Source organism: Nostoc sp. LEGE 12454, assembly GCF_056620565.1.
Genome location: NZ_JBWQXL010000047.1, coordinates 24,954 through 50,040 on the forward strand (window position 1 = coordinate 24,954; position 25,087 = coordinate 50,040).

25 protein-coding genes and 1 pseudogene are annotated in these 25,087 nt (G+C 42.1%); 18 read left to right on the forward strand and 8 right to left on the reverse strand.

Annotation, left to right across the window (positions count from 1 at the left end):
* Positions 1 to 490 precede the first annotated feature (490 nt).
* Complete coding sequence (locus AC1F2U_RS29005; protein WP_094348271.1) at positions 491 to 1,003, forward strand: hypothetical protein; 513 nt, start codon at positions 491 to 493, stop codon at positions 1,001 to 1,003.
* Positions 1,004 to 1,119: 116 nt separating this feature from the next.
* Here the strand turns inward: AC1F2U_RS29005 and AC1F2U_RS29010 are convergent, their stop codons facing one another.
* A complete protein-coding gene (locus tag AC1F2U_RS29010) occupies positions 1,120 to 1,701 on the reverse strand; it encodes a thioredoxin family protein (RefSeq protein WP_334840977.1) in 582 nt (193 codons plus the stop codon).
* 140 nt (positions 1,702 to 1,841) lie between these two features.
* Positions 1,842 to 2,057 carry a high light inducible protein gene (locus AC1F2U_RS29015; protein ID WP_480264286.1) on the reverse strand — a complete coding sequence of 72 codons (216 nt, stop codon included), beginning with the start codon at positions 2,055 to 2,057 and terminating at the stop codon, positions 1,842 to 1,844.
* Positions 2,058 to 2,261: 204 nt separating this feature from the next.
* Here AC1F2U_RS29015 and thyX point away from each other — a divergent pair, with 204 nt between their 5' ends.
* The 5 genes and pseudogenes from thyX (at position 2,262) to AC1F2U_RS29040 (ending at position 5,809) form a co-directional block, all read left to right on the forward strand.
* Entirely contained in the window at positions 2,262 to 2,984 is a 723-nt protein-coding gene (gene thyX / locus AC1F2U_RS29020) for an FAD-dependent thymidylate synthase (RefSeq protein ID WP_292726483.1), read from the forward strand.
* A 99-nt stretch (positions 2,985 to 3,083) separates the two neighbouring features.
* Positions 3,084 to 3,965, forward strand: coding sequence for an Rpn family recombination-promoting nuclease/putative transposase (locus AC1F2U_RS29025; protein WP_480264287.1), 882 nt, complete (start codon positions 3,084 to 3,086; stop codon positions 3,963 to 3,965).
* 102 nt (positions 3,966 to 4,067) lie between these two features.
* Positions 4,068 to 4,483 (forward strand): annotated as a pseudogene (locus AC1F2U_RS29030) (XisH family protein).
* On the forward strand, positions 4,471 to 4,806 hold the full coding sequence (locus AC1F2U_RS29035) for an element excision factor XisI family protein (RefSeq protein WP_480264288.1): 336 nt from the start codon (positions 4,471 to 4,473) through the stop codon (positions 4,804 to 4,806). Before AC1F2U_RS29030 ends, AC1F2U_RS29035 begins: the two are co-directional and overlap by 13 nt.
* 301 nt (positions 4,807 to 5,107) lie before the next feature.
* Positions 5,108 to 5,809 (forward strand): dCTP deaminase domain-containing protein, encoded by a 702-nt coding sequence (locus tag AC1F2U_RS29040; RefSeq protein WP_480264289.1) that lies wholly within the window; start codon positions 5,108 to 5,110, stop codon positions 5,807 to 5,809.
* 137 nt (positions 5,810 to 5,946) lie between these two features.
* Here AC1F2U_RS29040 and dcd read toward each other — a convergent pair whose 3' ends face one another.
* Both dcd and AC1F2U_RS29050 read right to left on the reverse strand, forming a co-directional pair.
* Complete coding sequence (dcd, locus tag AC1F2U_RS29045; RefSeq protein ID WP_292786147.1) at positions 5,947 to 6,528, reverse strand: dCTP deaminase; 582 nt, start codon at positions 6,526 to 6,528, stop codon at positions 5,947 to 5,949.
* Positions 6,529 to 6,585: 57 nt separating this feature from the next.
* The gene (locus tag AC1F2U_RS29050) at positions 6,586 to 7,122 is read right to left on the reverse strand and encodes a P-loop NTPase family protein (protein ID WP_480264304.1); all 537 of its coding nucleotides are present in this window, start codon (positions 7,120 to 7,122) and stop codon (positions 6,586 to 6,588) included.
* A 448-nt stretch (positions 7,123 to 7,570) separates the two neighbouring features.
* Between AC1F2U_RS29050 and AC1F2U_RS29055 the strand changes: the two genes are divergently transcribed.
* The 8 genes from AC1F2U_RS29055 to rnhA all read left to right on the forward strand — a co-directional run bounded on the left by AC1F2U_RS29055 (position 7,571) and on the right by rnhA (position 13,701).
* A complete protein-coding gene (locus AC1F2U_RS29055) occupies positions 7,571 to 8,194 on the forward strand; it encodes an adenylate kinase family protein (RefSeq protein WP_334840968.1) in 624 nt (207 codons plus the stop codon).
* Positions 8,195 to 8,357: 163 nt separating this feature from the next.
* Positions 8,358 to 9,101 carry a ribonuclease PH gene (gene rph, locus AC1F2U_RS29060; RefSeq protein WP_480264290.1) on the forward strand — a complete coding sequence of 248 codons (744 nt, stop codon included), beginning with the start codon at positions 8,358 to 8,360 and terminating at the stop codon, positions 9,099 to 9,101.
* Between the two features lie 265 nt (positions 9,102 to 9,366).
* Entirely contained in the window at positions 9,367 to 10,089 is a 723-nt protein-coding gene (pgl, locus tag AC1F2U_RS29065; RefSeq protein ID WP_480264291.1) for a 6-phosphogluconolactonase, read from the forward strand.
* Positions 10,090 to 10,371: 282 nt separating this feature from the next.
* Entirely contained in the window at positions 10,372 to 11,247 is an 876-nt protein-coding gene (locus tag AC1F2U_RS29070) for an FHA domain-containing protein (RefSeq protein ID WP_480264292.1), read from the forward strand.
* Positions 11,248 to 11,485: 238 nt separating this feature from the next.
* The gene (locus AC1F2U_RS29075) at positions 11,486 to 12,229 is read left to right on the forward strand and encodes a M50 family metallopeptidase (RefSeq protein WP_480264293.1); all 744 of its coding nucleotides are present in this window, start codon (positions 11,486 to 11,488) and stop codon (positions 12,227 to 12,229) included.
* Entirely contained in the window at positions 12,229 to 12,414 is a 186-nt protein-coding gene (locus AC1F2U_RS29080; protein ID WP_229488400.1) for a hypothetical protein, read from the forward strand. Before AC1F2U_RS29075 ends, AC1F2U_RS29080 begins: the two co-directional genes overlap by 1 nt.
* Positions 12,415 to 12,421: 7 nt before the next feature.
* Positions 12,422 to 12,676 carry a hypothetical protein gene (locus AC1F2U_RS29085; RefSeq protein ID WP_292854786.1) on the forward strand — a complete coding sequence of 85 codons (255 nt, stop codon included), beginning with the start codon at positions 12,422 to 12,424 and terminating at the stop codon, positions 12,674 to 12,676.
* A gap of 116 nt (positions 12,677 to 12,792) precedes the next feature.
* A complete protein-coding gene (gene rnhA, locus AC1F2U_RS29090; RefSeq protein WP_480264294.1) occupies positions 12,793 to 13,701 on the forward strand; it encodes a ribonuclease HI in 909 nt (302 codons plus the stop codon).
* A 107-nt stretch (positions 13,702 to 13,808) separates the two neighbouring features.
* Here the strand turns inward: rnhA and cruG are convergent, their stop codons facing one another.
* On the reverse strand, positions 13,809 to 15,005 hold the full coding sequence (gene cruG / locus AC1F2U_RS29095) for a 2'-O-glycosyltransferase CruG (RefSeq protein ID WP_480264295.1): 1,197 nt from the start codon (positions 15,003 to 15,005) through the stop codon (positions 13,809 to 13,811).
* A 150-nt stretch (positions 15,006 to 15,155) separates the two neighbouring features.
* On the reverse strand, positions 15,156 to 16,064 hold the full coding sequence (gene cruF, locus AC1F2U_RS29100) for a gamma-carotene 1'-hydroxylase CruF (RefSeq protein ID WP_480264296.1): 909 nt from the start codon (positions 16,062 to 16,064) through the stop codon (positions 15,156 to 15,158).
* Positions 16,065 to 16,456: 392 nt separating this feature from the next.
* On the opposite strand from cruF, the gene AC1F2U_RS29105 reads away from it, so the two are divergent.
* Entirely contained in the window at positions 16,457 to 16,903 is a 447-nt protein-coding gene (locus tag AC1F2U_RS29105) for a hypothetical protein (RefSeq protein ID WP_480264297.1), read from the forward strand.
* Positions 16,904 to 17,048: 145 nt separating this feature from the next.
* Here the strand turns inward: AC1F2U_RS29105 and AC1F2U_RS29110 are convergent, their stop codons facing one another.
* Positions 17,049 to 17,822, reverse strand: a complete 774-nt coding sequence (locus AC1F2U_RS29110) for an MlaE family lipid ABC transporter permease subunit (protein ID WP_480264298.1) — start codon at positions 17,820 to 17,822, stop codon at positions 17,049 to 17,051.
* 560 nt (positions 17,823 to 18,382) lie between these two features.
* Here AC1F2U_RS29110 and AC1F2U_RS29115 point away from each other — a divergent pair.
* Positions 18,383 to 18,679, forward strand: a complete 297-nt coding sequence (locus tag AC1F2U_RS29115; protein ID WP_480264299.1) for a hypothetical protein — start codon at positions 18,383 to 18,385, stop codon at positions 18,677 to 18,679.
* A 586-nt stretch (positions 18,680 to 19,265) separates the two neighbouring features.
* The gene (locus AC1F2U_RS29120; RefSeq protein WP_480264300.1) at positions 19,266 to 20,693 is read left to right on the forward strand and encodes a hypothetical protein; all 1,428 of its coding nucleotides are present in this window, start codon (positions 19,266 to 19,268) and stop codon (positions 20,691 to 20,693) included.
* Positions 20,694 to 21,122: 429 nt separating this feature from the next.
* On the opposite strand, the gene AC1F2U_RS29125 is transcribed toward AC1F2U_RS29120, so the two are convergent.
* On the reverse strand, positions 21,123 to 22,271 hold the full coding sequence (locus AC1F2U_RS29125) for an alanine--glyoxylate aminotransferase family protein (protein WP_480264301.1): 1,149 nt from the start codon (positions 22,269 to 22,271) through the stop codon (positions 21,123 to 21,125).
* 404 nt (positions 22,272 to 22,675) lie between these two features.
* On the opposite strand from AC1F2U_RS29125, the gene AC1F2U_RS29130 reads away from it, so the two are divergent.
* On the forward strand, positions 22,676 to 25,087 hold a 2,412-nt coding region (locus AC1F2U_RS29130), incomplete at its 3' end, for a DUF4347 domain-containing protein (protein ID WP_480264302.1).

The following is a 25,087-nucleotide window of genomic DNA, read 5'->3' on the forward strand; positions in this document are numbered from 1 at the left end:
TTATTTTTTACTCAGCAATATTTTGGTGAGAAAGGTTTTCGTGAGTTTTTACGGATATAACAGAAGCCGACATTAGGATACACTGGCATTTGAATACACCGGAAGTTCATCAGCGACTTAGTTTGTCGCTTCTGGTGACTTCCTTCCTAGTATCCTATTGCTTTTGGCTGTATGAAACTTACTCCAATCTACGGTAAGTCTCCCTGAAGAAGGTTTTTAGCGTCTAAAACGACTGCCACTGTTTTGAGGCTATAGCCTTAGAATATTTACAAGCTTTACTTACGAATTAGCTCTCTCTAGATAAAAGTACCATTTTTACTGTGTAAGCTGACATTCTACCTGTTTCATCCAGATTTGTGTAGCTTATTAACAAATCAACGGATTCATTAATATTAAGCCTGCTTTACTATTTAGTTTCTTAGCCAGACCTATTAGACAGCTAGAGTGTTCATTTCACTTTGTTCAATAGCTTTTAGCCCTTATCGCTCCCATGCTGACCCATCACCGCAAGCCCGTGTGCTTATCACTGATTTCCACTGACCTACCGATCTGGTCTGTTGTCGAAACTGCCGCGACATTGTATCAAAAAGATACCGATCGATTTCATTTACTGATGACCGCACCGCCTTTAATTAGCTGCGAAGTAGAAAGTGTCATAAGTCCAGAAGACACACTTCCTCAAAGCAAGAGCAAAGCTTACGCCCCTAACAGTCCCAGGATTTTGTGGCTGGAGATTTCACCTTACCGAGTCATCATGACTATGCAAGGTAACGCTCAAGTGAGTTATCGTCACTTTTGGGAACAGGGTGTTTATGGCATTAGTCGCTATTGGTTGCCAACTGAGTCATTGCAACCTAACGATCCGATTCGTTTACGAAATTTTACTCGTAGCCTAACTCTCAACGGACATCCTTTGCCAGAGAATTTGCGGCTGGAATATGAATTGTGGGCAGAAAAAGTCCAATTAGGATGCTACATACTGAATTTGGAAATTAAACATTGATAAATGTGGGGAGTGAAGAAGAGAACAGGGTACAGGTTACAGGGTTATAGATTATTTCCTATCACCTCTTCCCTGTCACCTGTCACCTCTCCCCTAATCTAAATGCCCAATCCCTCTTAACCAAAATAACTGGGTTGGTTTCCTGGTTTCCATTTAATATTGCAACCAACACTCGGCTTTTGCTCACTTGGAACAGGTTTACCCGCTAGCACTGCTTCAATGGCTGCGCGTAAATCTGCACCTGTTACAGGTTTACCATTACTGGGGCGGCTATCATCTAATTGTCCCCGATAAACAAGTTGGCGTTGGTCATCAAATACAAAAAAATCTGGTGTGCAAGCTGCTGTGTAAGCCTTCGCCGTTTCTTGGCTCTCATCGTAACATAAGGTAAAATTTAACCCTTGTTCTGTGGAAAATGCTTGTAACGACTCTGGCGCATCATCTGGGTAATTTTTTGCATCGTTAGCACTAATAGCAACGATCGCTAAATCACTTGTAAAATAATCTCTTCCTAACTGCACTAATTCGTTTTGGACGTGTTTTACAAACGGGCAATGCCGACAAATAAACATTACCAATAGTGCTTTTTTATCTGCAAAGGTAGAAAGTGAAGTTGCCTTTCCAGATACTACTTCCGGTAGATTAAAATCTGGCGCTTTAGTGCCTAGTGGCAACATAGTTGAAGTAGCTAAAGCCATAGTTCACCCAATATTTTTACGCTGATAACTAACGGCTTTTGTTATCAGTATATTTTCACTCTAGCACTAAGTTTTCCATAAAAATAAGAGACGGTAAATTTACCGTCTCTTTTTGAGATTTATTTTAAAAAAATTAGTTTTTACAGACTTGTCAAAACACCAACAATACCGTGTCCTGTGAATACTTCTAATGCTATGAGAGAGACAAAACCAATCATTGCTAAACGACCGTTGAGCATTTCTGCATAAGGAGTGAAACCAGTGCGATCGCCTTGCTCATCTATATAAACTTTTGGCTCGATTGCAAAGTTGTTCAGTTTTCCTTGGTCGTCAATGATAGCAGTACTTGTACGCATGGATTTTTCCCTGTCTTCTCTTTATGTAAATAAGTGTAACAAAGTTATTAATATTTGTAAAGTATCTTAATCTAATCAAGTAGTAGTCCAAGCAAGCCAGAGAAAAGATATGATGATGAATCGAGTTCAAAGCCATGTCTAAGCAACAGGCTCCGCTCCTTGTGCGTAAGCACTTTCAATCACATATCCATTCCCTAACAGCTAATGCATCGATTTCGAGTAGAGGTTATTGCCAAAACACCAAACCCGCAGCAGGTGATTTATGCCGCGATGCACCAGGACTATACTGATGGGTTTGTGTTTGATGAGCGCGACTCCTGGCCCTCGGAGTCACAAAGCGGCGAAGTCATTGTTAAGCGGCTTTTAGCAGGTGAGAGGGGACACTATGGGCCTTTAGAGCATCCCCAGATTGTTTTCAACTGTGGCTACTTTCCCCACAGTGTAATGCAGCAGGCGCGGACTCATCGCGTTTCTGTATCATTTGATGTACAATCTTTTAGGTATACAGGCAATCAGTTTATTGACGTAGTAGAAGGTAAGAAAGACATAGAAGATGTTTTTTATCTACGTCCCGTTGGTTATTACACTGATAGACAAGGCAAAAAGTATCACTATTCACCAGAGCAACGAACAGCAGATTTGGAGTGGTGTTTAGAAGCAGCTAAACGATATAAAGCTGATTTTGAGGGTGGGATGTCTGAAGAACACGCTAGAGGCAAAGTGCCTTTTGACTATCGCCAACATTTTGTAGTTAGTTTTAATTTAAGGTCTTTCTTGCATTTTTGCGACCTGAGAAATAAGAAAGATGCTCAACTGGAAATTCAAAAGTTGTGTGAAATGATGTGGCCTCATTTTGAAGATTGGGCACCTGCGATCGCACAATGGTATGAAAAGCAGCGTCTAGGTAAAGCCAGGTTAGCACCTTAGATAATGGCTGAAAGTTAACACAATTTACGGTAGGATAAGGCGAAGCGATTATCCTCGGATTTATTGGGTTTGATTTAGAGCGATCGCATCTATTTTTTAATGAACAAAGCTGTCGATATTAGCACTAAAAAATTAATCAGCCTTGCACCAAATAATTGGGCAAAATGGGTGACAGGAATTCCCGACATTGTTACAGGCGAAATCTTAAATACAGAATTCCAATGGATTAGCCGACAAAGCGATGTTGTAATTCAGGCTGAAAGTCCCCAATACGGTAAGTTTCTCATCCTCAATGAGTTACAATTACGCCACACATCAGAAATGCCGCGTCGGATGCGTGCTTATGCGGCTCTTGCGGAAGAGAAATATAAACTACAAACCTACCCTGTACTAATTAACATTCTCAAAATCAGCAACAGTCAAATACCTACAAGCTTTGCATCAAATTTTATAGGCTTAAGAGCAATTCAAGATTACCGCGTAATCAATCTCTGGGAAGTTGACGTAAATATTGCTTTTGAGACGCCGTTACCGTCGCTGCTTCCCTTTGTACCGATTCTTAAAGGCGGAGAAAACGAGTCTACAATTAGGGAAGCATTGCGAATGCTGCGTGCTGACGAGCAATTAAATCAACTTGAGACAGTTCTGGCATTTTTTGCAACCTTTGTATTAGAAAGTACTTTAGTTCGGGAAATCATGAGGTGGGATATGACAGTTTTAAGAGAGTCACCTTGGTATCAAGAAATTTTACGTGAGGGACAAGCACGAGGAGAAGCAGAAGGAGAAGCACGAGGAGAAGCACGAGGAGAAGCACGTGGAATAATCTCTAGCATCGAAACAAGTTTAGAGGCGAAATTTGGCAGCGATGGTTTGGAGTTGATGTCGCAAATTTCGCAAATTTCTGATTTAGATCAATTGAAAGAGATTTTACGCAGAATTGTTGTAGCAAATACAATTCAAGAGTTACGGAATGTTTTGTAGGATAAAGCGATCGCACCAACTTTTGCTTAAGAGCTAGAATTATGATGAAAGTTTAGACTATAAAATAAAATTTTCGAGTTATTACACTTAAAATTTTAATGAATGTCTGCAAGAGATATTTTCCATAATTTAGTTAGATTGGCTTTGCAAAAAGATGGCTGGACAATTACACACGATCCACTGTCTATTGATTTAGCAGATGGACAACTGCAAATTGATTTGGGTGCAGAATGGTTAATTGCTGCCCAAAAACAAGACGAAAGAATTGCTGTAGAAATCAAGAGTTTTGTTGCTCCTTCTGCGATTTCCGAGTTTCATACAGCTTTAGGGCAATGTTTAAATTATCGAGTAGCACTAAAACTAAAAGAGTCTGAGCGAGTTCTCTATTTAGCAGTTCCGCTAGCAACTTATGAAGATTTTTTCTCACGGCAATTGCCACAACTGAGTTTCATGAATATCAATTGAAACTGCTAATATTTGACCCGGAAAATGAGGTAATTGTACAATGGATAAACTAGCGGAGTATAGAGAAATCATCCAGCAAGTTTTGACAATTCATGCTCAGATTAAGCCTGCCTATGGTGAAATCGAACGACAAACTATTTTTGATGTGCAACAGGATCATTATCAAGTTGTGAATACGGGGTGGGAAAATCGTCGTCGAGTTTATGGCTGTTTAATTCATCTAGATATTCGAGATGGTAAGATTTGGATTCAGTATGATGGGACTGAGGTTGGCGTGGCTAATGAATTAATAGAGTATGGTATTCCTAAGCAAGATATAGTGCTGGCTTATCAGCCTCCTTATATGCGAAAGCTGACAGAATTTGCAGTGGGATAAAGCAAGCGATCGCACTCCGATTTTTGGGTATTATTTAGAGCGATCGCACAATGGGATGAAAAGCAGCGTCTAGATAAAACGAGATTAGATTCCTACTAGTTACGTTAAATTCAAAACTCAAACTTTTATTTTGAATCGCTTAGACTTTAGCCAGCGTAACAATTTATAGGTGAGCTAGTATTTGCACTACTACATTACGTAGGTTATAGCACAATTTTTTCTTTCTGAATTTTATTTGCTCGAGTAAGGTTACTAAATATAACAGTATAATAGATGACAGTTTTTTAAGCTCGATAAAAAAATGAGTGTTATCCCGTTTATATTGGATGGTAGTAACAGAACTGTAGTGGAAACAGCGGAAGAGTATGAAAAAGCTGGTGGTCTTGAAGGAAACGTAATATTTATACAGAATCTTGATGCCAAACAAATTCGTAATACAGACTCTAGTAATGTAACTTACGATTTAAAAGTTGGCGATGAATACAGAGATCATAGAGAATCAGGTAAAACTGATTTATTAGATAATGGCAGAATATCTCTACAACCAGGAGCTACTGTAATTATTGAGACGGCTGAAGCGTTTAAATTACCTAAATCTAGATTTGGTCACATAGTTCCAAAAGTATCTCTTTTACAAGATGGTTTATCTAATACCTCATCAAAAATAGATCCTGGATACGACGGAAAACTTTCGATCACAGTTTTCAATTTAGGCAAAAGAACCGTTAAACTTCAAAAAGGACAAGTATTTTGTACACTCTATATACTTGATGTCCAACAGGGAGTTATTCCATATAAGAAACCTTCTAAAAGAATTGCTGGAAACACTAGAAAGGGTTTATTCAGTGAACTTAGAGATTTTATTGAAACAAATCAGACGTATTTTACTATTATTCTAACTATTGCAACTATACTTTTAACACTAGTTCAAATTTTACAGCCTATTTTACATCAACAAGCAGTACAAACATCTCCTACAGAAAATAGAGATAGAACTAAGTGATTCTTTATCACCTAGATATATTTATTGCTATTAATTTAATGTGACATTTACTATAATCCATAGCTTTTAAACAGCTTCTTAAAAAGTTTAGATTAACCATTTGAAAATTTTATAACTCAAATGTCTAATTTTGAAATTCAAACCCGAGCGATAGTTACAACATCTGGCTGATCTTGATACTTACCTTGACGTGCCTCATAGTTAACAGCACAAGTTTCTCCTTCCAAAAACATTAACTGTACTATGCCTTCGTTAGCATAAATGCGACAGTCAGCACTAGAAGCGTTGGATAACTCTAAAGTTAAGTAACCACGCCAAGCAGCCTCTGCTGGAGTTACGTTTGCAATTATTCCACAACGAGCATAAGTACTCTTGCCTATACAAATTACTGTGATGTTATTAGGTATTTCTAGCCTTTCAAGTGAAACCCCAAGTCCATAAGAGTGAGATGGAAGAATGAAATAGCTGCCATTGACATCTGTGTGAAGCTCCGCTGGCATCAAGTTTTCAGGATTAAAATTTTTGGGATCAACCACAGTTCCTGGAATATGCCTAAAGATACGGAAATCTAATGATGATAGGCGTATGTCATAGCCAAAGCTACCAAGACCATACGAAATGACAGGTAATTCCTCACTATGACGGATTAAACTTGGCTCAAAGGGCGATATCATCCCTTTTTCAGCTTTTTTTCTAATCCAGATATCGTTTTTAATCACAGCTTCAAAAACTATTTTACACAGAATTACGATATTAGCAGAAATTGAGTGTTTTGTTTAAGGTCGATAACTCCGACGGATTTCTGTAATTTGATCTGCTACATCTAAGAGGGATTTTGGCATCTCTGGCCCTGTGAGAATGATATCGACGTGGGGAGGGCGTTTTGCCAAAAACGCTAAAACTTCCGTTTCAGGAATTAAACCAAAGTTAATCGCTAAACTTAACTCATCTAACACCACGAGAGAATACTTACTCGCACAGACAACTTGTTGTGTATACTGCCACAGATCTTGTAAGGCTTGATTTTCTGTATCGTCCAAATGTGGTGTATCGATACAACGAGGCAAATCACACCGAATCCAATCTAAATTTTGTCCTAATTGTATAGGTCGATCGTGTCCTTGGCGAATACCTCCTTTGAGAAACTGCACTATTAATACTGGCGTTCCTTGTCCAGCTATTCTCAGTGATTGAGCCATCACACTCGTAAAAAAGTTGCGATGAGAACTAGTGAAAACTTGCACTAGTCCTTCAACTGGATATGGTACGGTTAGGGTTGAATTGATACTTTGAGTTTCTAGCTGGGCAACCATAAAGTTAAGTGCAAAAAATACAATAAGTAAAGGGTTATTACTGGCGGTAAAACTGACAAATTTGCCTGTATAATCAATCTGTTTTTCACAGGTATGGTGGATTTGGCAAATTGCATTCTTAGTCAAACACTAGGTTTGTATTGAAGTCAAGAGTTATTTTGATTTACAGCAGATTTCAAGTAAATGAAGTACATAGACAAAACCCGAAAGGCTGTAGAGACTTTGTAGGTAACGTCTCTAGATGTAGTGTATAAAACCGCTAACTGCTGTAAATTTTCGTCTTTTCTCTGTAATCAGTTGTAAAAATGAAAACATAAAATTTTTAGTTCCAATTATTTAAAAAAGCTAGGCACAACGCCTAAAAATCGCTAAATGTTAGATTTGTCGGTTGTTTGGGCAAAACAGACTTAGCTAGTAGTGAATTTGACAGGATGAGGAGTAAATCGTTGTGAGATTGGTGATTCTGGGAGGTTCAGGATCGGGGAAAAGCACTCAAGCACAGAGGCTTTGCAGATACTTTGATATTCCTCTGATTTCCACAGGTGAGATTTTACGAGAAGCAATATCTGGCAATCAGTCCCTGCCGGAATTTCGATGGTTGGAAGCCGATCCCCGGACTTCTCTTTCGGTTTACGCTAGCTTGAGTGAACTAGGCTACCACGCACGGCCCTACATGCAAAAAGGGGAGTTAGTTCCAGACGAAATGATCGTTGAATTGATCCGAATTCGCCTCAGACAACCAGATATTAACTGCGATTGGGTATTAGAAGGCTATCCCCGTACTGCCTTCCAAGCTGAAGAATTAGATTTTTTGTTGGATGATTTAGGGCAAAAGTTAGATTGGGCAATTTATCTCCAAGTCCCGGAAGCAGTTATGGTTAGTCGATCCTTGGGGCGATCGCTACCAGATGACCAACCAGAAATCGTGCAGCGCCGTGTAGAATTATTCTACGATCGCACCATTCCCATCCTAGAATATTACGATCGTCGCCGCTGTTTATTGACCATCAACGGCGACCAATCACCAGAGATGGTGCAGCAAAATATTTTGACTCTGCTTTCAGTTCCTTAGAAAAGAAGCAGGGAGCAGGGGAGCAGAGGAGAAGTTCAGTAAGTTTTTCCCCTCTGCCCCTCGGCCCCTCTGCACCTCTGCCTCTTGTGCCCAATGGCCAAAAAGATGATTTACAACACTAAGGTAATCTTAAGGCAGTATTGTAAAACTTGAGGCAATTCCAATGGCTTGGCAGCGTCCTGATGGTCGGATTTCCTACGAACTACGTCCGATTAGCTTTCACCCCAGTTTCACCCGCTTTGCCCCCGGTTCTGTTCTCGCAAGATGCGGTGATACTCAGGTACTTTGTACTGTTAGCGTTAATAAGGGAGTTCCGAAGTTTCTCGAAGGAACTGGTAAAGGCTGGTTAACTGCTGAGTACCGAATGTTACCATCTGCCACTCAAAAACGTCAAGAAAGGGAATTATTGAAATTATCTGGACGGACGCAAGAAATTCAACGTCTAATTGGACGTAGCTTACGTGCAGCAGTGGATTTTGAGGCACTGGGAGAACGCACGCTGACTGTAGATGCTGATGTGTTGCAAGCAGATGCCGGAACTCGGACAACAGCCATTACAGGCTCATTTGTGGCGTTGGCTCATGCAATTTCCAAATTGTTGCAAGAGGGCGTGTTGGAGCGATCGCCTTTGTGTGGACAAGTAGCAGCAGTTTCCGTAGGATTACTGGAGGGAGAGCCATTTTTGGATCTAGATTATATCGAAGATGTGGCTGCAACAGTAGATTTTAATGTGGTAATGAATCAACACCTGGGAATCATTGAAATCCAAGGAACAGCTGAAGAAGGCAGCTTTAGCCGTACTCAGTTGGATCAACTGCTAGATGTCGCCCAAAAAGGAATTCAGGAATTGTTAATTGCCCAACGTGAAGCGATCGCTGACTGGGAAGGGTTGTTTGCGAGCGATTAGTTTTATTAATTTTTAATAAGAATTAACAAATGTATCCTTTGTGGCGTTAATCAACAAAGTATCAAGTAACTGGATGTAAATAAAAATAATCATGAGAGTAGTTAGTACGACTGACTACTGAAAACTTACCCTTGAAGGTGATAAGGAGGTCTACGTTTTTCCAGCTTACTTAATCCACGATGTTAAATGTTTCAAAAGTTAAAAAGGGAGACTGTAATAAGTTCGGTATTGTATTGCCAGAAGCCAGCAATATGATGATGAAGCCATGAACAAAACCGTTGAAGTTCTACCGGATCAGCCGACACTGGTTGCACGAGCGCTAGAATTAATTCTGTCCAAGTTAGAAACTGCGATTGAGCAGCGGGGGCGGTTTACCATCGCCTTATCTGGCGGCAGTACACCTAAACCGTTATACGAAGCGATCGCTACTCAAAAACTGCCTTGGGATAAAATTCATATATTCTGGGGAGATGAGCGTTACGTACCACCAGATCACCCCGATAGCAATGAACTGATGACGCGTCGTGCGTGGCTAGATCGCGTTGACATCCCAGCGGTTAACATTCACCCCGTACCAACTTTAGAAGCCAATCCAGAACTAGCTGCTGCCAAATATGAACAACATCTCAAAGAATTTTTCAATTCTTCTGGGGTCGAGTTTCCCCCCTTGGATGTAGTATTACTAGGAATGGGTGATGATGCACATACTGCATCTTTGTTTCCCCATACAGAGGCTCTTAAAGTACGCGATCGCCTTGTGACTGTGGGTAACAAAGACGGAAACCCCAGGATAAGTTTCACATACCCCTTCATCAACTCTGCTCGTAGCGTGATTTTTCTGGTTGCTGGTGCTAATAAACGACCAGCTTTAGCTCAAGTCTTTGCACCTGTAGCCGATGACTTCACTTACCCATCCCGTTTAATTAAGCCCCAAGGAGAACTTTGGTGGCTGCTGGATGCGGCAGCAGGTTTGGAACTTCAACATTGAACAATGGGGCGTTGGGAGTGCTGAGTGCTGAGTGCTAAGTGCTGAGTGCTGAGTTAAGAGTTAGGAGTTAGGAGTTACTATTATTTCCCCTGCCCCTCTGCTCCCCTGCCCCTCTGCCCCTCGGTAACAGAGCGTAGCCGAAGTGCTGCCCCCCTTCCCCGTATAAGAGTGTCCAATTTATTGTTCCATTAGCAGTAATTGCTAGAATCTAAATCTAGGGCCGCCCTCTGCTTGCCAGTCCTAACTATATTTATGATGATCTTGAACAAAGGCTAAATATCGATGATCGTCTGCCCTAATTGCAATCATCCCAACCCTGACGGCGCTGTCCAATGTGAAGCTTGTTATACACCATTACCTGCGACTACTAATTGTCCCAGTTGTGGGGCAACTGTGCAGGCAGATGCTGCATTCTGTGGTCAGTGTGGCTATAACCTTCACTCTGCTGGTGTTCCACACGTTCATCCCGCAGTAGCTACAACAGTTACTCCCGATATTCCCGTGGAAGTGCCAGCGTTAGTTCCACCCGATCCACTGTTAGAACTTTTACAACCAGATGCCTTGGGAATGGGTGGTTCTACTAACTCCCATCCTCCTGAATCATCTTTACCACCAACAGAGATGGCAGTTCCCCCAGAACCTGTGCCACAGATACCTGTTGCAAAAAGCAGTCCTCCAGAACCTGTGTCAACCGTTGTAGCTCAACCCGTAGTCTCTGGACAAAGTAGTATTCCGACTCCACCACCTGTGGAGCCAGTACCAGCCTCTGAAGCCGAAGCATCCCCGCCAGCAGCACCAACTGCAACTGCTGCTAGAACGCAATTGCAGCAGGTTACAGCACGGTTAATCCACGTTCAAAGCGATCGCTTAATTGAATTGCCGCAAAATTTCTCTGTGATTCATATCGGCAAGCCTAATGACCGGATTCCTCCAGATATAGATGTTTCAGGATTTCCCAATTCCGAAATTGTCTCGCGGATTCATGCAGATATTCGTGTTGAGGGAGATGCCCACTATGTAGAGGATGTAGGAAGTTCTAATGGCACTTATGTTAATAATTTGCCACTTTTACCAGGGAACCGTCATCGCTTGCGACCAGGCGATCGCATCAGCTTGGGTAAAGGAGACTTGATGACATTCCTCTTTCAACTTGCTTAACTGATTCTCGATCGATTGTGACATCAGTCTAAGTCTTTTCTGCCCATCCTCCGGCATCCATTTTGGAGGATAAACAAATTGAACCGCATCAGGCAAGCGACGGATAACTATGTTGTTCTTGATAGAGCCATAGTTGACAGCCGTCGCTTCGAGGTGCGAATTGTTGCATTGCTCGGCAACTCCATTACCTGAATAATTACACTAGGATGGATGGAAATACACTGCCAATGAGTGACCTATGAGGGAACCAAGTAAAAATTTTGAAACCTTGCTCGCTAAAGAAGCCCCGCCAGTTGTTGAACGTATGGGGCTTACCTGGCTAGTTGCAGCAGCGATCGCAACTGCTTTATTGTGGCAAGTACCAGGAGGGGATTATATCTTATACCCATTTACAATTCTGGCAACTTGGTTTCATGAAATGGGTCACGGCTTAATGGCACTGCTATTAGGGGGACAGTTTCAGAAGTTGCAGATTTTTAGCAATGGTTCTGGTGTCGCAACTTATGGCATCCGGTCGCCATTGGGGCCAATTGGCCCAGCAATAATCGCCGCAGCCGGGCCAATGGGGCCACCTCTTGCCGGTGCAGCTTTAATTCTGGCTTCCCGCAGTTTTACAGCAGCAACCCTCTGTTTAAAAATTTTAGGGAGTTTTTTGCTATTTTCGACATTAATTTGGGTGCGTTCCTGGTTTGGATTGGTGGCAATTCCCTTACTAGGTTTAATAATCTTAGGTATTTCCCTGAAAGCACCTCGCTGGGCGCAAGGGTTTGTCATTCAATTTTTGGGTGTACAAGCTTGTGTAAGTACGTACCATCAACTCGATTATCTATTTAGTAGTTCTGCTGGCCTTCTTGGTGCATCTGATACAGCGCAAATGCAGCGATATTTGCTTTTACCTTACTGGTTTTGGGGCGGGTTAATGGCGATCGGATCTCTGGTGATTTTAATCCAAAGTCTCCGCGTTGCCTATCGTTCGGAGTAATGAGTAAGAAGCACCATCAAAAAGCGATTGAATCTTTAGCTCAAAGAATTACCGAACATCAAGAAAAGATTAGACTGGAATCAGAGAAGAGTTTTCCTGACGAAGGTTTAATTAAGCATTGGGAAAAAGAGATTCGTGCTTTTGACAAGGCAATCCAACAAGCGCGTAAAAGATTGGGACAATAACTAAAATATGCAGATTAGCGATCGCCCTCTTGCAGTCACCAATTCAACCCTCAGTACCTTGATTGCTGAATTAGGTACAGAATGCCTGAAAGTACAAGCCTTAATTAACCAGTTACAGTTAACTAGTTTAACTGCTAACCAACAAGCTGAAATTCTAGCAGAACTCCTAGCTGCTGCGGTTCATCTGTATAATCATTGTGACGAAGATTTTCAGACGCTAATTACTGAAGAAATGGAAAATTTGCCTGATGATGAGGATTAAAGAAGAATTCCGAAGTCAGGAGTCAGAATTAAGAGTTTTTATCGGTATAATAGCCTGGATATTGTTAAAAAACTCGCCGCTAATAACTCTTGCCTTCGCGGTTCGATACCCTAAGCATGTCCACCCAACCCATAATTCAAAGCATATACACCGATGGTGCTTGCACCGGTAATCCTGGCCCTGGCGGTTGGGGTGTTGTCGTATACTTCAGCGACGGCTCAATCCACGAAATGGGCGATGCATCTCCTCATACCACTAATAATAAAATGGAGATGCAAGCTGCGATCGCCGCCCTGCAATTTCTGCAAACATCTCAACAAGCCCAACCAATCACCCTTCATACCGATAGCGAATACCTGATTAACTGCGTTACCAAATGGGTGAAAGGCTGGAAAAATAAAGGCTGGAAAAAGTCAGATGGTAAACCCGTCCAAAACCAAGACCTTTTAGAAATCTTAGATGAACTCAATACCCAACAAGTAAAATGGCAATACGTTCGGGGGCATTCTGGTAACATAGGTAACGAACGTTGTGATGCGATCGCTCGCAGTTATGCCAGTGGCAAAATCCCTTCCCTACAACAATTATCTTCCACAGATTTTTACAAATCTTTACCTACTAAAAATGACCTAAATGTAGCAAAAGTAGCTGATTATGAAAAAAAATCTAGAATAATTAACCAAAGTCCCCAACAAATCAGTACTTTTGCACCAGAAATAACCGTTATGGAACCATCAACTGGGCCAACTGCGGCCGTAACCGATGAAAAACCACCAGAAATGAGGGTTTCGCAACTCCGCAGCTTGGTCGAAACTCTGCGTATAGCTGACGAAATTTCTGAAAAAGGCTACTTAATCACCAGTTCTGAGTTAGCAGACTTGATGGATGTCCACGCCAGTGCTGTCACCAGTCGTGGAGATCAATGGCGCTGGCGAAATTGGATAGTGTCACGGGTACGCCGTGAAGGAAATCAAATTCTTTGGGAATTGGAACGCGGGGATCGAGTAGGAGGTGAAGAAGAGTGAGCAGGGGAGCAGGGGAGCAGGGGAGCAGAGGGGAAGTTGCAGTAAATCTTTCCCCTCTGCACGTCTGCCCCTCTGCCTCTTTTCAATGCCCAATGCCCCATGCCCCACTATATATACTTGCGTCCTCGCCACTCGCGCGGGGTGCGGAATGCAGATAAAAAGATTCGTAGCACAGCTAAGGGATCGGCCAAAGGGGAAAGCCAAAATAACCAGCTACCTTTAGCGTTTGTGCGATCGTAAGAAGGTGCGATCGCTATTAGCATCGCAAAGCGAATCACCAACAGGAATAAATTCAGTCCCAGCAGCAGAAGTGGGGGAGTGGGCGAATATGAGAGTGTGGGAGAAATCAACAAAAAAGTCAGAACAATTAAAAAGGGTAGACCTTGAACAGATGCGAGTAGCCATAAATCTCCCCACAACTGAGAGCGAGAAGTTGCATCTTTAAGATCGAGACTCCGCCCCCATTCTTTCCACGTCTCCATCGCCCCTTCATACATTCTTACCTTCAATACCTTTGCGCCATCTAAAAAGCCGACCTTATAACCTTGGATAGCAATATTGCGTGCCAACGTGACATCATCACAAAAAGAACTCTTCGCACTGCTATAACCACCTACAGCAGCTAAAACGGAGCGACGACACAAAAAACACTGCCCATTTGCCATTACCCGTTCTGGTTGCTCTGTATTGATCCCCGCTGGATCAAATCGGTAAAGCAAAGTCATCAACAAAGCAGGTTGTAGCCAGCACTCCCCAGGATATTTGAGAATAAATTGGGGTGACAGAGAAACCAAATCGTAGCCCTGTGCTTCGGCCGTCTTCACCAAACCAGCAACTAAACCAGGATGTGGTTGGATATCAGCATCCAGCCCCAAGAACCACTTACTAGCCTCTGAACTATATAGAAAACCGTTATGCAACGCCCAAGGACGCCCCACCCAACCAGAGGGTAAGGGATCATCTGTCATCAGACGAAAGCGCGGATCTTTCTGCTGTGAGGCTTTGACTAAATCGGGGGTGCCATCACTCGATTTACTGTCTACAACCATAATTTCCCGAACTTCATAGCTTTGCTGACTTAAACCAGCTAACAGAGGGCTAATGCGAAGCGCCTCGTTCAGTGTAGGAACAACGATGCTAACCCTACCCAAAAGCTCAGGTGTCGGTTGTTGGGGTTCTATTGGAGGATGGCGTCTTGGCCCTTTTAACAGGCGCGAAAACAGAATCGCCGTTGCTGGTACTTGGATAAGTAGCAATAAAAGAGAGATAGCGCTTTCTGCTATCAAAGCGTTGTCATTAGTCATTAGTCATTAGTCATTGGGTATGGGGCATTGGGTATTGGGTATGAGATTGGATATAGGAGCAGAGGGGAAAGACTTACTGCAATTTCTCCTCTGCTCCTCTGCTCCCCTGCTCCCTCTGCCTCCCCACCCCCTACTCCCTAATTTCTAGACTTATTTCAAGGCAACTTCAACCTTTGCTACTGATACTTCTTTGGTTACTGGTTCAACAGTAACTTGAGCAGGTGTGGTTGAACTCCTTGACCACAGCACCATAGCCGGAATTACACCTAGCAATAAGCCAAGTAACACAGGGATAAAGAATCCAGCAGCCAAACTGAGTCCGGCGGCGAATGCAAAATTAGTTAAATAAACGACTAAAGGCAGATTGAGTTGCGATCGCTCTAATTGAATCGAGGTATTTCTCCACAATAATCCTGCCACACTCATAAACAGAGCGCTAGTACCAAACCAACCTATATAGTTCTGGTAAGGTGTTCCAAAGAAAGCTCCTGGTTGTTCCCAATACCAGAAAGGCAGAGAAGTTTGACTCATAGCTGGTTCAAGGGCAAAGTCCCAGCAAGTGAAGAGCAAAGCACCAAGGGCTATCGCAGCAATATGGCGACCCCAACTGGGTTTTTGAGCCACTTTCAAACCAGTTCTTGCAATTAAGTAAGACGATAGCCCAACATAAAACCAAGATAAAGGAATTGTGAAAGGAACTAGCCCTCCAATTTTATAACCCAAACCACTTAAGTAGCTATAATCACCAAATGGAAACCCTGTACTAGTTCCCAGTAGTTCACTTCCCAAAGAAATAAACATAGCTGGTAGCATAAATGCTAGCCAAGTTCCTAATCCCAATGTCCGGTAGGCATAAATAGAGACAGCTACTGTCCCTAAGATGATATCAACTACACCGCCGCCAGCCATACTCAACTGTACGGCAGTTTCTCCTACCTGCGATAAGTTGAAAATTATTTCGGCATTAGGTACTACCAGTAGCATCCCTACCAGTCCAAAGGCTTTTGACGCGATATGACCAATGAGGCATACGCGTTCAGCAATAATAAGTTGTTTCATGATAATTCCTTAACAAGATGTGACACGCGGCTACTCGGCTGCTAACAGTTTACAAATCTTTAACTACTTTGTACCGCAATTTTCGACAAACTTGTTTGGCTTTCTTGGGAACAGCATAAAAGTCTATTGATTGAAGCTATAAAAATATGATGCTAAATTTACCAGTTTAAGCCATATATTCAAAATCTACATAATTTTATCTGTTATCTGTAAGAACTTCTGGTTTCTTGTCTCACTTCCTTCCATATCGTAAAAAACTCCTTTGATACTGGGATATCGTTAAGGGAGAACGACCATCATAACTGAGCAAGTCCTCAAGCAAAATAAAGTCTTGAGTTACTACACTTAATTTATGCGATAAGACCTTAACCCTATACTAGAAATATAAACCCATGTCAATTTTGAAAAGAGTTCCTTGGGTGTCCCTGGCGCTAGTACTGCTGAGTTACAGTACTTTGGGCTGGGTAATATCAGAAACACGTGCTCCTATATTTGTGTGGGTGGCAACTGTAATTGCTATCTTGCTTTTAATCATCACGTTGACCGCTCCTTGGCCGAAGATGACATATTATTACAGTCTTTTTCTGCAATCAAATACCAGGGCTTTCGGTGTTGCCGTTTTAGCAGCTTTCTTATTCTTTATTATGATTGCCTGGTTTCGGGTATTTCTTGATACTTTACTCATCATTTCAGCGACTATATTAGTCAGGATAGACTTTCAAAAAGCAGGTCTTAGGGAAGGGTTAGCTTTTTCGACTGCCTCTGTCTTTTCATTGGGAGGTTTAGCTTTGGGTGCGCTAATCTACAAGTTCATATATTCCCAAATTCCGTTAACGTGATGAAGTATACCCGAAAAAGCAAGCAATGCCTGGGTTGGGTTACGCCAATCCTTTAGAAGCAGTATTATTTACCTACAATTTCCTTTGTAGCTCAAATTCCCAACTTATTAAAAAGTCGGGAATTTTGTTCAATACTTATTTGGGTTCAAAATGCAGGCTGTTCAAACAGCAGTAGAGATAGGAAAAAATCCATAATAAAAATGGATACCCAACTAGTAACAACTGCTTTTGTTGCCGATTCTCCTACTTCCTTTGCTCCCCCTCTAGTAGTTAAACCCCAACTACAGCCAATCACAGCAACCAGCACTCCAAAAATAAACCCTTTTAGCAAAATAATAAACAAATCTGACGGTTCTAAAAAATTTCTGACTGATTCTAAAAATGTTTCAGGGATAATTTGGTAGAACTTTGATGCGGCAAAAACTCCGCCAATGATGCCTGTAACTAAAGCCAAAATCGTCATCAAAGGCACCATCAAACAACAAGCAATTACTCTAGGAAGTACTAGATAATCAATCGGATCGGTTTTGAGCATATAAAGTGCATCAATTTGCTCAGTGACTCGCATTGCACCTATTTCTGCTGCAAAAGCAGAACCTACTTGTCCCGCCATAATACTAGCGGTCAAAATTGGAGCTAATTCTCTACAAAAAGCTAAGGCAAAAGCACCTCCCACCGCATCGATAGCCCCAAATCGGGCTAATTCCCTCGTTATCTGAATAGTAAAAATCATTCCTGCAAAACCGCTGACAAGGAGAACTGGAGAAATAGAACCTGGCCCAGCCGTAACAAGATGTTGCAAAATCTTGCGATAGTAGGTTTTCCCTTGGAGTAAATGTAGCCACACTTGACCAAAGAGCAGTATTGCTGCAAAACAGCGTGTAATCCCAGATTGCTCAAAATTTGTTTTTGGTTGCAATTTTATCGTCCTTACGACTGACTTTTTTTGCACATTTATTGTTATATCAATTTTCCAAAATAAGACTACAGATACAAATGGTGGGAACCCAGCCAGATGTAATCTGACTTTCTCAATTAAATAGACGCACTAAGTGCGGCTTCTTGCAGGATATTACGAATTGGTATTAGGGTATGGTACATGAACAGACGCACTACTACCGCAAGGCAGAATTCAAAATTTAAAATTCAAAATTCAAACAGGTATACAGTATAACTGTTTCATTTATTTGGAATGTGTGGTTTATGTAAGCCGTGTTGTACTAGATGTTGATCCTCAAAGTAAAGGAGGCGTTTGGGCATGGTTCAATTGAGCTTAGTAAACTTTAGCGGAAAATAGCACATAAAGTATTGTGAGCTTTTTTGTTACTGCTTTCATGCTTTGTGTGCTGTGGAGTTGCAATCTCTGGTCTGTCAAACTAGGAAAAGTAATTGAATCAACTCAAAGGGTTGAAAAATTTAATAATATTTCCAAATAATGTTAAACAATTTTTTATGAGCAGGATTAAATACATAATATTTATGTTGTTATTAATACTACCTTTCTCCGTGGTATATCCGGCTTTTGCATCTGTATGCCGTAATTACGCTGTCTACGACGGTCTACGCCACCAGATTTGCATTCTCAGCATCACCCGAAGTGCCAAAAATTATTGGGAATACAAGGCAATTGTTAGCGTAGATGGCATAAAAAGACCTACAGAGGTTTACAATTGTCGCGAACGAGTCAAGGTTCAAGAAGCTGGGACTGTTTTGCCCTTTGAGCAAAAAGGCCCTGGTGAGATGATATGCAGCTTTTTTAATTCTTCTGGGCGGTAAACACGCGCCAGATAATGAAGACGGTAAAACCTAGATACGTGAATACTGTTAGCCATTCTTGCCAGCTACCAAATGCATTGTTCATCAGCAAAAGCCGGAAAATTAATATTTATCAATCCTACACGCTGATGCTACCAGTAGCTTGCTGTATTTTAGGAGAACAAAGAAGACTAGTCAAAAATTCTTAGCAAATTTTCCGGAATGGGTAACAATGGCGTGGTAGTAAATATCAGAGCATCGATATTATACTGAACCTCTATAACTAACCTTCGGGGAATATATCCCCATTGTTTTCCCTCAAGAACCCGGTCTTTATGACCGGGTTTTTGGTGTTTATACCAAGTTACAGTCGAGCAAGTCAGAGACAGAGCAATGCCTACGGTGGTCACTGAGCTTTGTCGTACCACTTGCCTACGGCACGCTACGCGAACGTGGAAGCAAGCTACGCGCAGCGTCTCGTAGAGAAGTGCTGGCTACGCCAACGTAGCACTTCTTCAAACTGTCTGCGTATAAAATAAAACTATTATCCAGAAACTTTTAAGAGATTTTATTGGTCTGGTTCTCCAAATTCTGTAAAAATCAACCAATGTCATCTTCTGCTCAAGGTATCCCCGGATTACCCGATTTGACGCATCCAATTGAGCTTGTTCAATTTGGAACCCAGGCGCTCAAAGCTTCACTGTTATTAGTATTTTTGATCGTAGCTTTAGGAATTGCGATCGCACTCATCAGTTTTTCTCTGCGTCGCAGCCAGCCGGAACAATTTATATTCATTGGTGAATGGGCTGTTCGTTATTCCCAACTGCTGCGGGGATTACAGCATTTAACTCTAGTATTAGTTTTGTTAGTACCGGGATTTTTTCTCTGTTCGACTTTGAGCAATCGCTATCACCACTGGGAACAAACAAAGGTGGCTCAAGTGGCTGAAAGTGTCGCAGGTGAAAAACTCGAACAATTTGCGCCTCAAGTCCGCTACTCGATTCAAGAGCCATACTCCTATAACACTCAAGTCAATGGCAAAATTGTCAAGGTAAATGAGACACGACAAATCAACCGCTTCTTAACGTTGGCTGGTTCGCAAATTCAAGTCAAGCTTGACCAAAGTGTAGATGTTCCAGGCCGCAGTTCAATTTATCAAGTAAATTACACTGCTGATTATAAAGTAGTTAACCAACTCAAGGATATTAATAATTTTTTCTTTGAAACACCGCCACCTAACGGCTACACACTGCTTGCTAGCTACAAAGTTGAGCGTGACGGTACTAGGTTACAACAAACCAATCCGGGAGACTATGGCTTTCCCTTCCAGCTGCAACCAGGAGAAGAAACCACCTTTCGAGTTACCTATCAGGCTCAAGGCGGGCCTCGCTGGGTTTATAGTGCAACGGGACAGTTGCTTTCTAATTTTCGCCTCACAGCAATTGCTAACTTTGCCCCGGCTGATTTTGCTAGTGGTGTTGTACCGAATGAGATTAAAGTTAACGGACGCAGTACTCAATTTACTTGGATATTTGACGATAATGTTTCAGTTAAAAATCCCTTTGGAGTCTTTACCAATACTGAACCCATTCGTCACACGGGGATCATTCCGCGGCTTTTATTGCTAGCACCAGCAATATTTTTGTGGTGGATATTATTGTTATATTTGTCACTGCCAATGAGTTTTAGAAATATTGCGATCGCTGGTAGTATTTTCTTTGCTTGTCTGTTGACTTTGACCTATCTAGCTCGCGTTATCAATGCTCAGTTGGCTTGGACTTTAATTTCTATTATTTTACTAATTTTAACATGGGGATTGGGAGCTAGCCGCAGTGCTTCCTTGGCTGCGATCGTCGCCACTATTGCTGGAGCAGTGCTACCTATTTTTGGATTATTAGTACCGTTTAGCGGACTAACCCTTAGTTTAGCGGGTTTGCTTTCAGCGGTTTGGCTAGCAGTTCGTCACTGGTATGGCTGGTACAGTTTGCACCCAGAAGACCAAAGATTGCAGACTCAGAAAAATGCTAAAGATTAGATGATTCCGCTATGATTAGCGAAGTTTTAGCGTGGGGCATTTATGGATAACGATTTACTCGCTTTCTTTGCGGCTGCTGGGTTACTCATTCTCTATCTTATCTTCTCAGCTTTAACTGAAATGGGTACTAAATTGCCTTGGAAGAAATAAGCTGATGGGCTAGAAAGTTTACACTTCTAAACCGGATTGGGGTTGGAAAAAAAGTAACCATCATTTAGGCTTGGTTAATATATTGATTTTTCGAGATAGTGCCAAATGCGCGATCCACAAAATAACCATATTAAAGTCGAGCCGGCAACCCTGGTTTTGATTGTATCTGTCTTAATACTCTTGCCTCTGCTGGTTGTTGGTTTTTTCTCGCAGTAAAGTTAGCCCGATGCTCTTTTTCTCAGGTGCGTTAAGCTACTGTTAACGCACCATATATCAAAACTATTTAGGCAAAACCTGCCGTAGTGCTGCTAAAAGTTGGTCAACACTTTCCTTTCGACTATTAAAGCCCATCAATCCGACGCGCCAAACTTTTCCAGCGAGTTCGCCAAGACCACCGCCAATTTCAATATTATGTTCATTGAGTAACTGTCGAGCGATCGCTTTTCCATCTACCCCTTCTGGAATGCGGACAGTGGTAAGTGTTGGCAGTCTATACTCTTGCTCAACGTGCATACTCAGTCCTAAATTCTCTAAACCTTCCCAGAGATATTCTACGTTCTTTTGATGCCGCTGCCAGGAATTTGCTAATCCCTCTTCTGCAAGCAAACGTAGTGCTTCCCGCAATGCATAGTATAAGTTAATCGGTGCTGTGTGGTGATAGGTGCGTTCAGCGCCCCAATACTTACCCAGCAACAACATATCTAAATACCAGTTTGCAACTTTCGTTTGCCGCTGTTGCAATTTCTCAACTGCACGCGCACTCATTGTAAAAGGAGAAGCACCAGGCGGGCAACCTAACCCTTTTTGGCTACAACTATAAGCTAGGTCAACTCCCCAAGCATCCAAAAACAAGGGGACGCCGCCCAAACTTGTCACCGTATCGACTAATAATAAAGTGCCAAATTCACGACACAAATCAGCGACTCCTTCCAAGGGTTGACGTGCGCCGGTGGAAGTTTCGGCATGAACTAGAGCTAAGATAGTTGGACGATGAGTTTTTAAAGCAGCTTGGAGTTCATCCAAGTTGAAGACTTGTCCCCAAGGTTTAGTAATGGTTCGCACATCAGCGCCATAACGTCCAGCCATATCCACAAGGCGATTACCAAAGTAACCAGCTACACCAATTAAAACTACATCACCGGGTTCTACAGCATTGGCGATGGTTGCTTCCATTGCAGCTGTTCCCGTACCACTAACTGCAATGGTCAGTGAGTTTTCTGTTTGCCATACGTACCGTAGCAACGACTGAATTTCATCCATGAGTGCGAGAAAAGTTGGGTCAAGATGACCAACGGGTGAGGTATTCATCGCTTGGAGTACTGTCGGGTGGGCATTAGATGGCCCTGGCCCCAACAGCAGACGAGATGGGATTTCTAGCGGCGTGAGTTGCAAGCGCCCAGAGTCGTTAATTGAAATTGTTTGCGTCATAAATCTCTCTTCATTTAGACGATACTTACCGGATCATATAGGAATCCGATTTGATTCCTGAACTTACTTGTGTAGGGAGGGAACAAGAAATCTGGGAATAGGGCATTGCAGAACAGTGGTATGAATTGAGGCAAGCAGGGGAAACTGGGGAAAATTTTGGACGTTGCTAAATCATCCCGCAAATATGCAACGTCGGCATATATAAATGTGTACTGAGTTTTTTTATCAAAAGTTTCAGCTACTTTCTATGCCCAAAATTTCTAAATCTTCATTAATTAAACTGGTGAATTTACCGAGGGAAAGGATTTATTTTATTCCTACATTGAAAGTGAAAGCAACTACAAGAAACGATCTGCAAAAAGTTTAATTTTTGCTGAATATCAGGGATTTACTCTTGGAAAATTATGATAAAACATAGTAGCAATAAAAACCTTAATATACACAAAATATCTAACAGCATTAATATTAAATCAACTTTAGACTTGTATCCTACTCGCCTAGTTTTTATTGACTCACAGGTTGATGACTACCAAAGTCTGGTGATGGGTGTATTACCAGATACCTCAGTTGTAGTCTTAGATGCCAACCAAGATGGCATTGAGCAAATTAGTCAAGTACTGGAGTCTCATCAGGGAGTCAATAGTCTGCACATTGTTTCCCACGGCGCACCTGGGTGCATCTATTTGGGCAACAGTCAACTCAACAACGAAACGCTCAATCGTTACGCAGCTCAACTTATGGGTTGGGCAAATGCTTTGAGTGAAGATGCACAACTACTGCTGTATGGTTGCAAAGTCGCTCAAACCGAGCTAGGTGTATTTTTTATACGCTGTCTGAGCGAATTGACAGGTGCAGTAGTAGCGGCCTCTGATGACTTGACAGGGAGTGCTGCATTAGGTGGTGATTGGGAACTGGAGGTTTCTACTGGGCCTATTGTTCCTCATTTAGCGTTTGAGCAAGAAGTAATAACAGCCTACGCTTCAATTCTACCTGTAGTTCTTGATGACAGCTTTGATAGTGATGGCAAAGTTATTACTGATATTGGTACTAATACCGCTGACACTGCTAGAAGCATTGTTGTACAAGACGATGGCAAGATTCTAGTAGCGGGAGTGAGTAATAATAACTTTGCTGTGGTACGTTACAACAGCAATGGTAGTCTCGACAGCACCTTTGGTACTGCTGGCAAGGTTACTACTAACTTGGGCAGTACTGACATAGCCTACAGCATTGCCCTGCAAAACGATGGCAAAATTCTGGTAGCGGGAGTGAGTAGTAGTAACTTTGCTGTTTTACGTTACAACAGCAATGGTAGTCTCGACAGCACCTTTGGTACTGCTGGCAAGGTTATTAATAACTTGGGCAGTAGTGACATAGCCTACAGCGTTGCCCTACAAGATGATGGCAAGATTCTGTTAGCGGGAGTGAGTAATAGTAACTTTGCTGTTTTACGTTACAACAGCAATGGTAGTCTCGACACCAGCTTTGGTACTGCTGGCAAAGTCATTACTAACTTAGGCAGTACTGACATAGCCTACAGCGTTGCTCTGCAAGATGATGGCAAAATTCTGGTAGCGGGAGTGAGTAATAATAACTTTGCTGTGGTACGTTACAACAGCAATGGCAGTCTCGACACCAGCTTTGGTACTGCTGGCACGGTTATTAATAACTTGGGCAGTACTGACATAGCTTACAACATTGCCCTGCAAGACGATGGCAAGATTCTGTTAGTGGGAGTGAGTAATAATAACTTTGCTGTGGTACGTTACGACAGCAATGGTAGTCTCGACACCAGCTTTGGTACTACTGGCAAGGTTACTACTAACTTGGGCGGTACTGACATAGCCTACAGCGTTAGCGTACAAGCTAATGGCAAAATTATTGTGGCGGGTTCAAGTAGCAATAACTTTGCTTTAGTACGTTACAACAGCAATGGTACTCTTGACACTGATTTCAACACTACTGGCATCATCACTACTGATATCGGTACAAATACTACTGATAATGCCTATGCTCTCACCCAACACGATGGTACGATAATAGTCGCGGGAGTAAGCGCCAATAACTTTGCTGTGGCACGCTACAGGGTTAACCAAAATCCAGTGCTAGTGAAGGAAATCGCAGACAAAGAGATTCCAGAAGACATAAATTTCAACTTCACAATCTCAGATAGCTTCCAAGATCCAGATCCTGGAGACACTCTCACCTACACTGCCACTCTCGAAAATGGTGACTCTCTACCCAGTTGGTTAAGCTTCAATGCTGCTACTCAAACATTCAGTGGCACTCCCTTAAATGAGAATGTGGGTAGCTTGAACATTAAAGTTACTGCTACGGATACTTATCTTGCTCAAATCAGTGATATTTTTGTACTCACTGTTAACAACGTCAACGATGCGCCAGAAGTATTTCAGGCGATCGCTCCTCAACAAGCAACAGAAGACACAGTTTTCAACTTCACTATCCCAGACAACACCTTCATTGATATCGATGGCGATAGTCTCACATACACTGCCACTCTCGAAAACGGTAACTCTCTACCGAGTTGGTTAAGCTTCAATGTTGCAACCAAAACTTTCAGTGGCACTCCCTTAAATGCAAACGTGGGTAGCTTGAATATTAAAGTCACCGCTACAGATCCATCTCTTGCTCAAGCGAATGATGTTTTTGTACTCACCGTTAACAACACCAACGATCCGCCAGAGGTATTTCAGGCGATCGCTCCTCAACAAGCAACAGAAGACACAGTTTTCAACTTCACTATCCCAGACAACACCTTTAAGGATGTTGATGCTGGCGACACTCTCACCTACACT

Excerpts from the sequence above, each read along its gene's own strand:
- AC1F2U_RS29080 (WP_229488400.1), top strand. The coding sequence starts at position 12,229 with ATGAGTAAGAAGCACCATCAAAAAGCGATTGAATCTTTAGCTCAAAGA.
- AC1F2U_RS29125 (WP_480264301.1), bottom strand. The coding sequence starts at position 22,271 with ATGACGCAAACAATTTCAATTAACGACTCTGGGCGCTTGCAACTCACG.
- AC1F2U_RS29035 (WP_480264288.1), top strand. The coding sequence starts at position 4,471 with ATGGATAAACTAGCGGAGTATAGAGAAATCATCCAGCAAGTTTTGACA.
- pgl (WP_480264291.1), top strand. The coding sequence starts at position 9,367 with ATGAACAAAACCGTTGAAGTTCTACCGGATCAGCCGACACTGGTTGCA.
- AC1F2U_RS29105 (WP_480264297.1), top strand. The coding sequence starts at position 16,457 with ATGTCAATTTTGAAAAGAGTTCCTTGGGTGTCCCTGGCGCTAGTACTG.
- AC1F2U_RS29025 (WP_480264287.1), top strand. The coding sequence starts at position 3,084 with ATGAACAAAGCTGTCGATATTAGCACTAAAAAATTAATCAGCCTTGCA.
- cruF (WP_480264296.1), bottom strand. The coding sequence starts at position 16,064 with ATGAAACAACTTATTATTGCTGAACGCGTATGCCTCATTGGTCATATC.
- AC1F2U_RS29115 (WP_480264299.1), top strand. The coding sequence starts at position 18,383 with ATGTTGTTATTAATACTACCTTTCTCCGTGGTATATCCGGCTTTTGCA.
- thyX (WP_292726483.1), top strand. The coding sequence starts at position 2,262 with ATGCATCGATTTCGAGTAGAGGTTATTGCCAAAACACCAAACCCGCAG.
- AC1F2U_RS29070 (WP_480264292.1), top strand. The coding sequence starts at position 10,372 with ATGATCGTCTGCCCTAATTGCAATCATCCCAACCCTGACGGCGCTGTC.
- cruG (WP_480264295.1), bottom strand. The coding sequence starts at position 15,005 with ATGACTAATGACAACGCTTTGATAGCAGAAAGCGCTATCTCTCTTTTA.
- AC1F2U_RS29015 (WP_480264286.1), bottom strand. The coding sequence starts at position 2,057 with ATGCGTACAAGTACTGCTATCATTGACGACCAAGGAAAACTGAACAAC.
- rph (WP_480264290.1), top strand. The coding sequence starts at position 8,358 with ATGGCTTGGCAGCGTCCTGATGGTCGGATTTCCTACGAACTACGTCCG.
- AC1F2U_RS29075 (WP_480264293.1), top strand. The coding sequence starts at position 11,486 with ATGAGGGAACCAAGTAAAAATTTTGAAACCTTGCTCGCTAAAGAAGCC.
- AC1F2U_RS29005 (WP_094348271.1), top strand. The coding sequence starts at position 491 with ATGCTGACCCATCACCGCAAGCCCGTGTGCTTATCACTGATTTCCACT.
- AC1F2U_RS29050 (WP_480264304.1), bottom strand. The coding sequence starts at position 7,122 with ATGGTTGCCCAGCTAGAAACTCAAAGTATCAATTCAACCCTAACCGTA.
- rnhA (WP_480264294.1), top strand. The coding sequence starts at position 12,793 with ATGTCCACCCAACCCATAATTCAAAGCATATACACCGATGGTGCTTGC.
- AC1F2U_RS29120 (WP_480264300.1), top strand. The coding sequence starts at position 19,266 with ATGTCATCTTCTGCTCAAGGTATCCCCGGATTACCCGATTTGACGCAT.
- AC1F2U_RS29085 (WP_292854786.1), top strand. The coding sequence starts at position 12,422 with ATGCAGATTAGCGATCGCCCTCTTGCAGTCACCAATTCAACCCTCAGT.
- AC1F2U_RS29040 (WP_480264289.1), top strand. The coding sequence starts at position 5,108 with ATGAGTGTTATCCCGTTTATATTGGATGGTAGTAACAGAACTGTAGTG.
- AC1F2U_RS29010 (WP_334840977.1), bottom strand. The coding sequence starts at position 1,701 with ATGGCTTTAGCTACTTCAACTATGTTGCCACTAGGCACTAAAGCGCCA.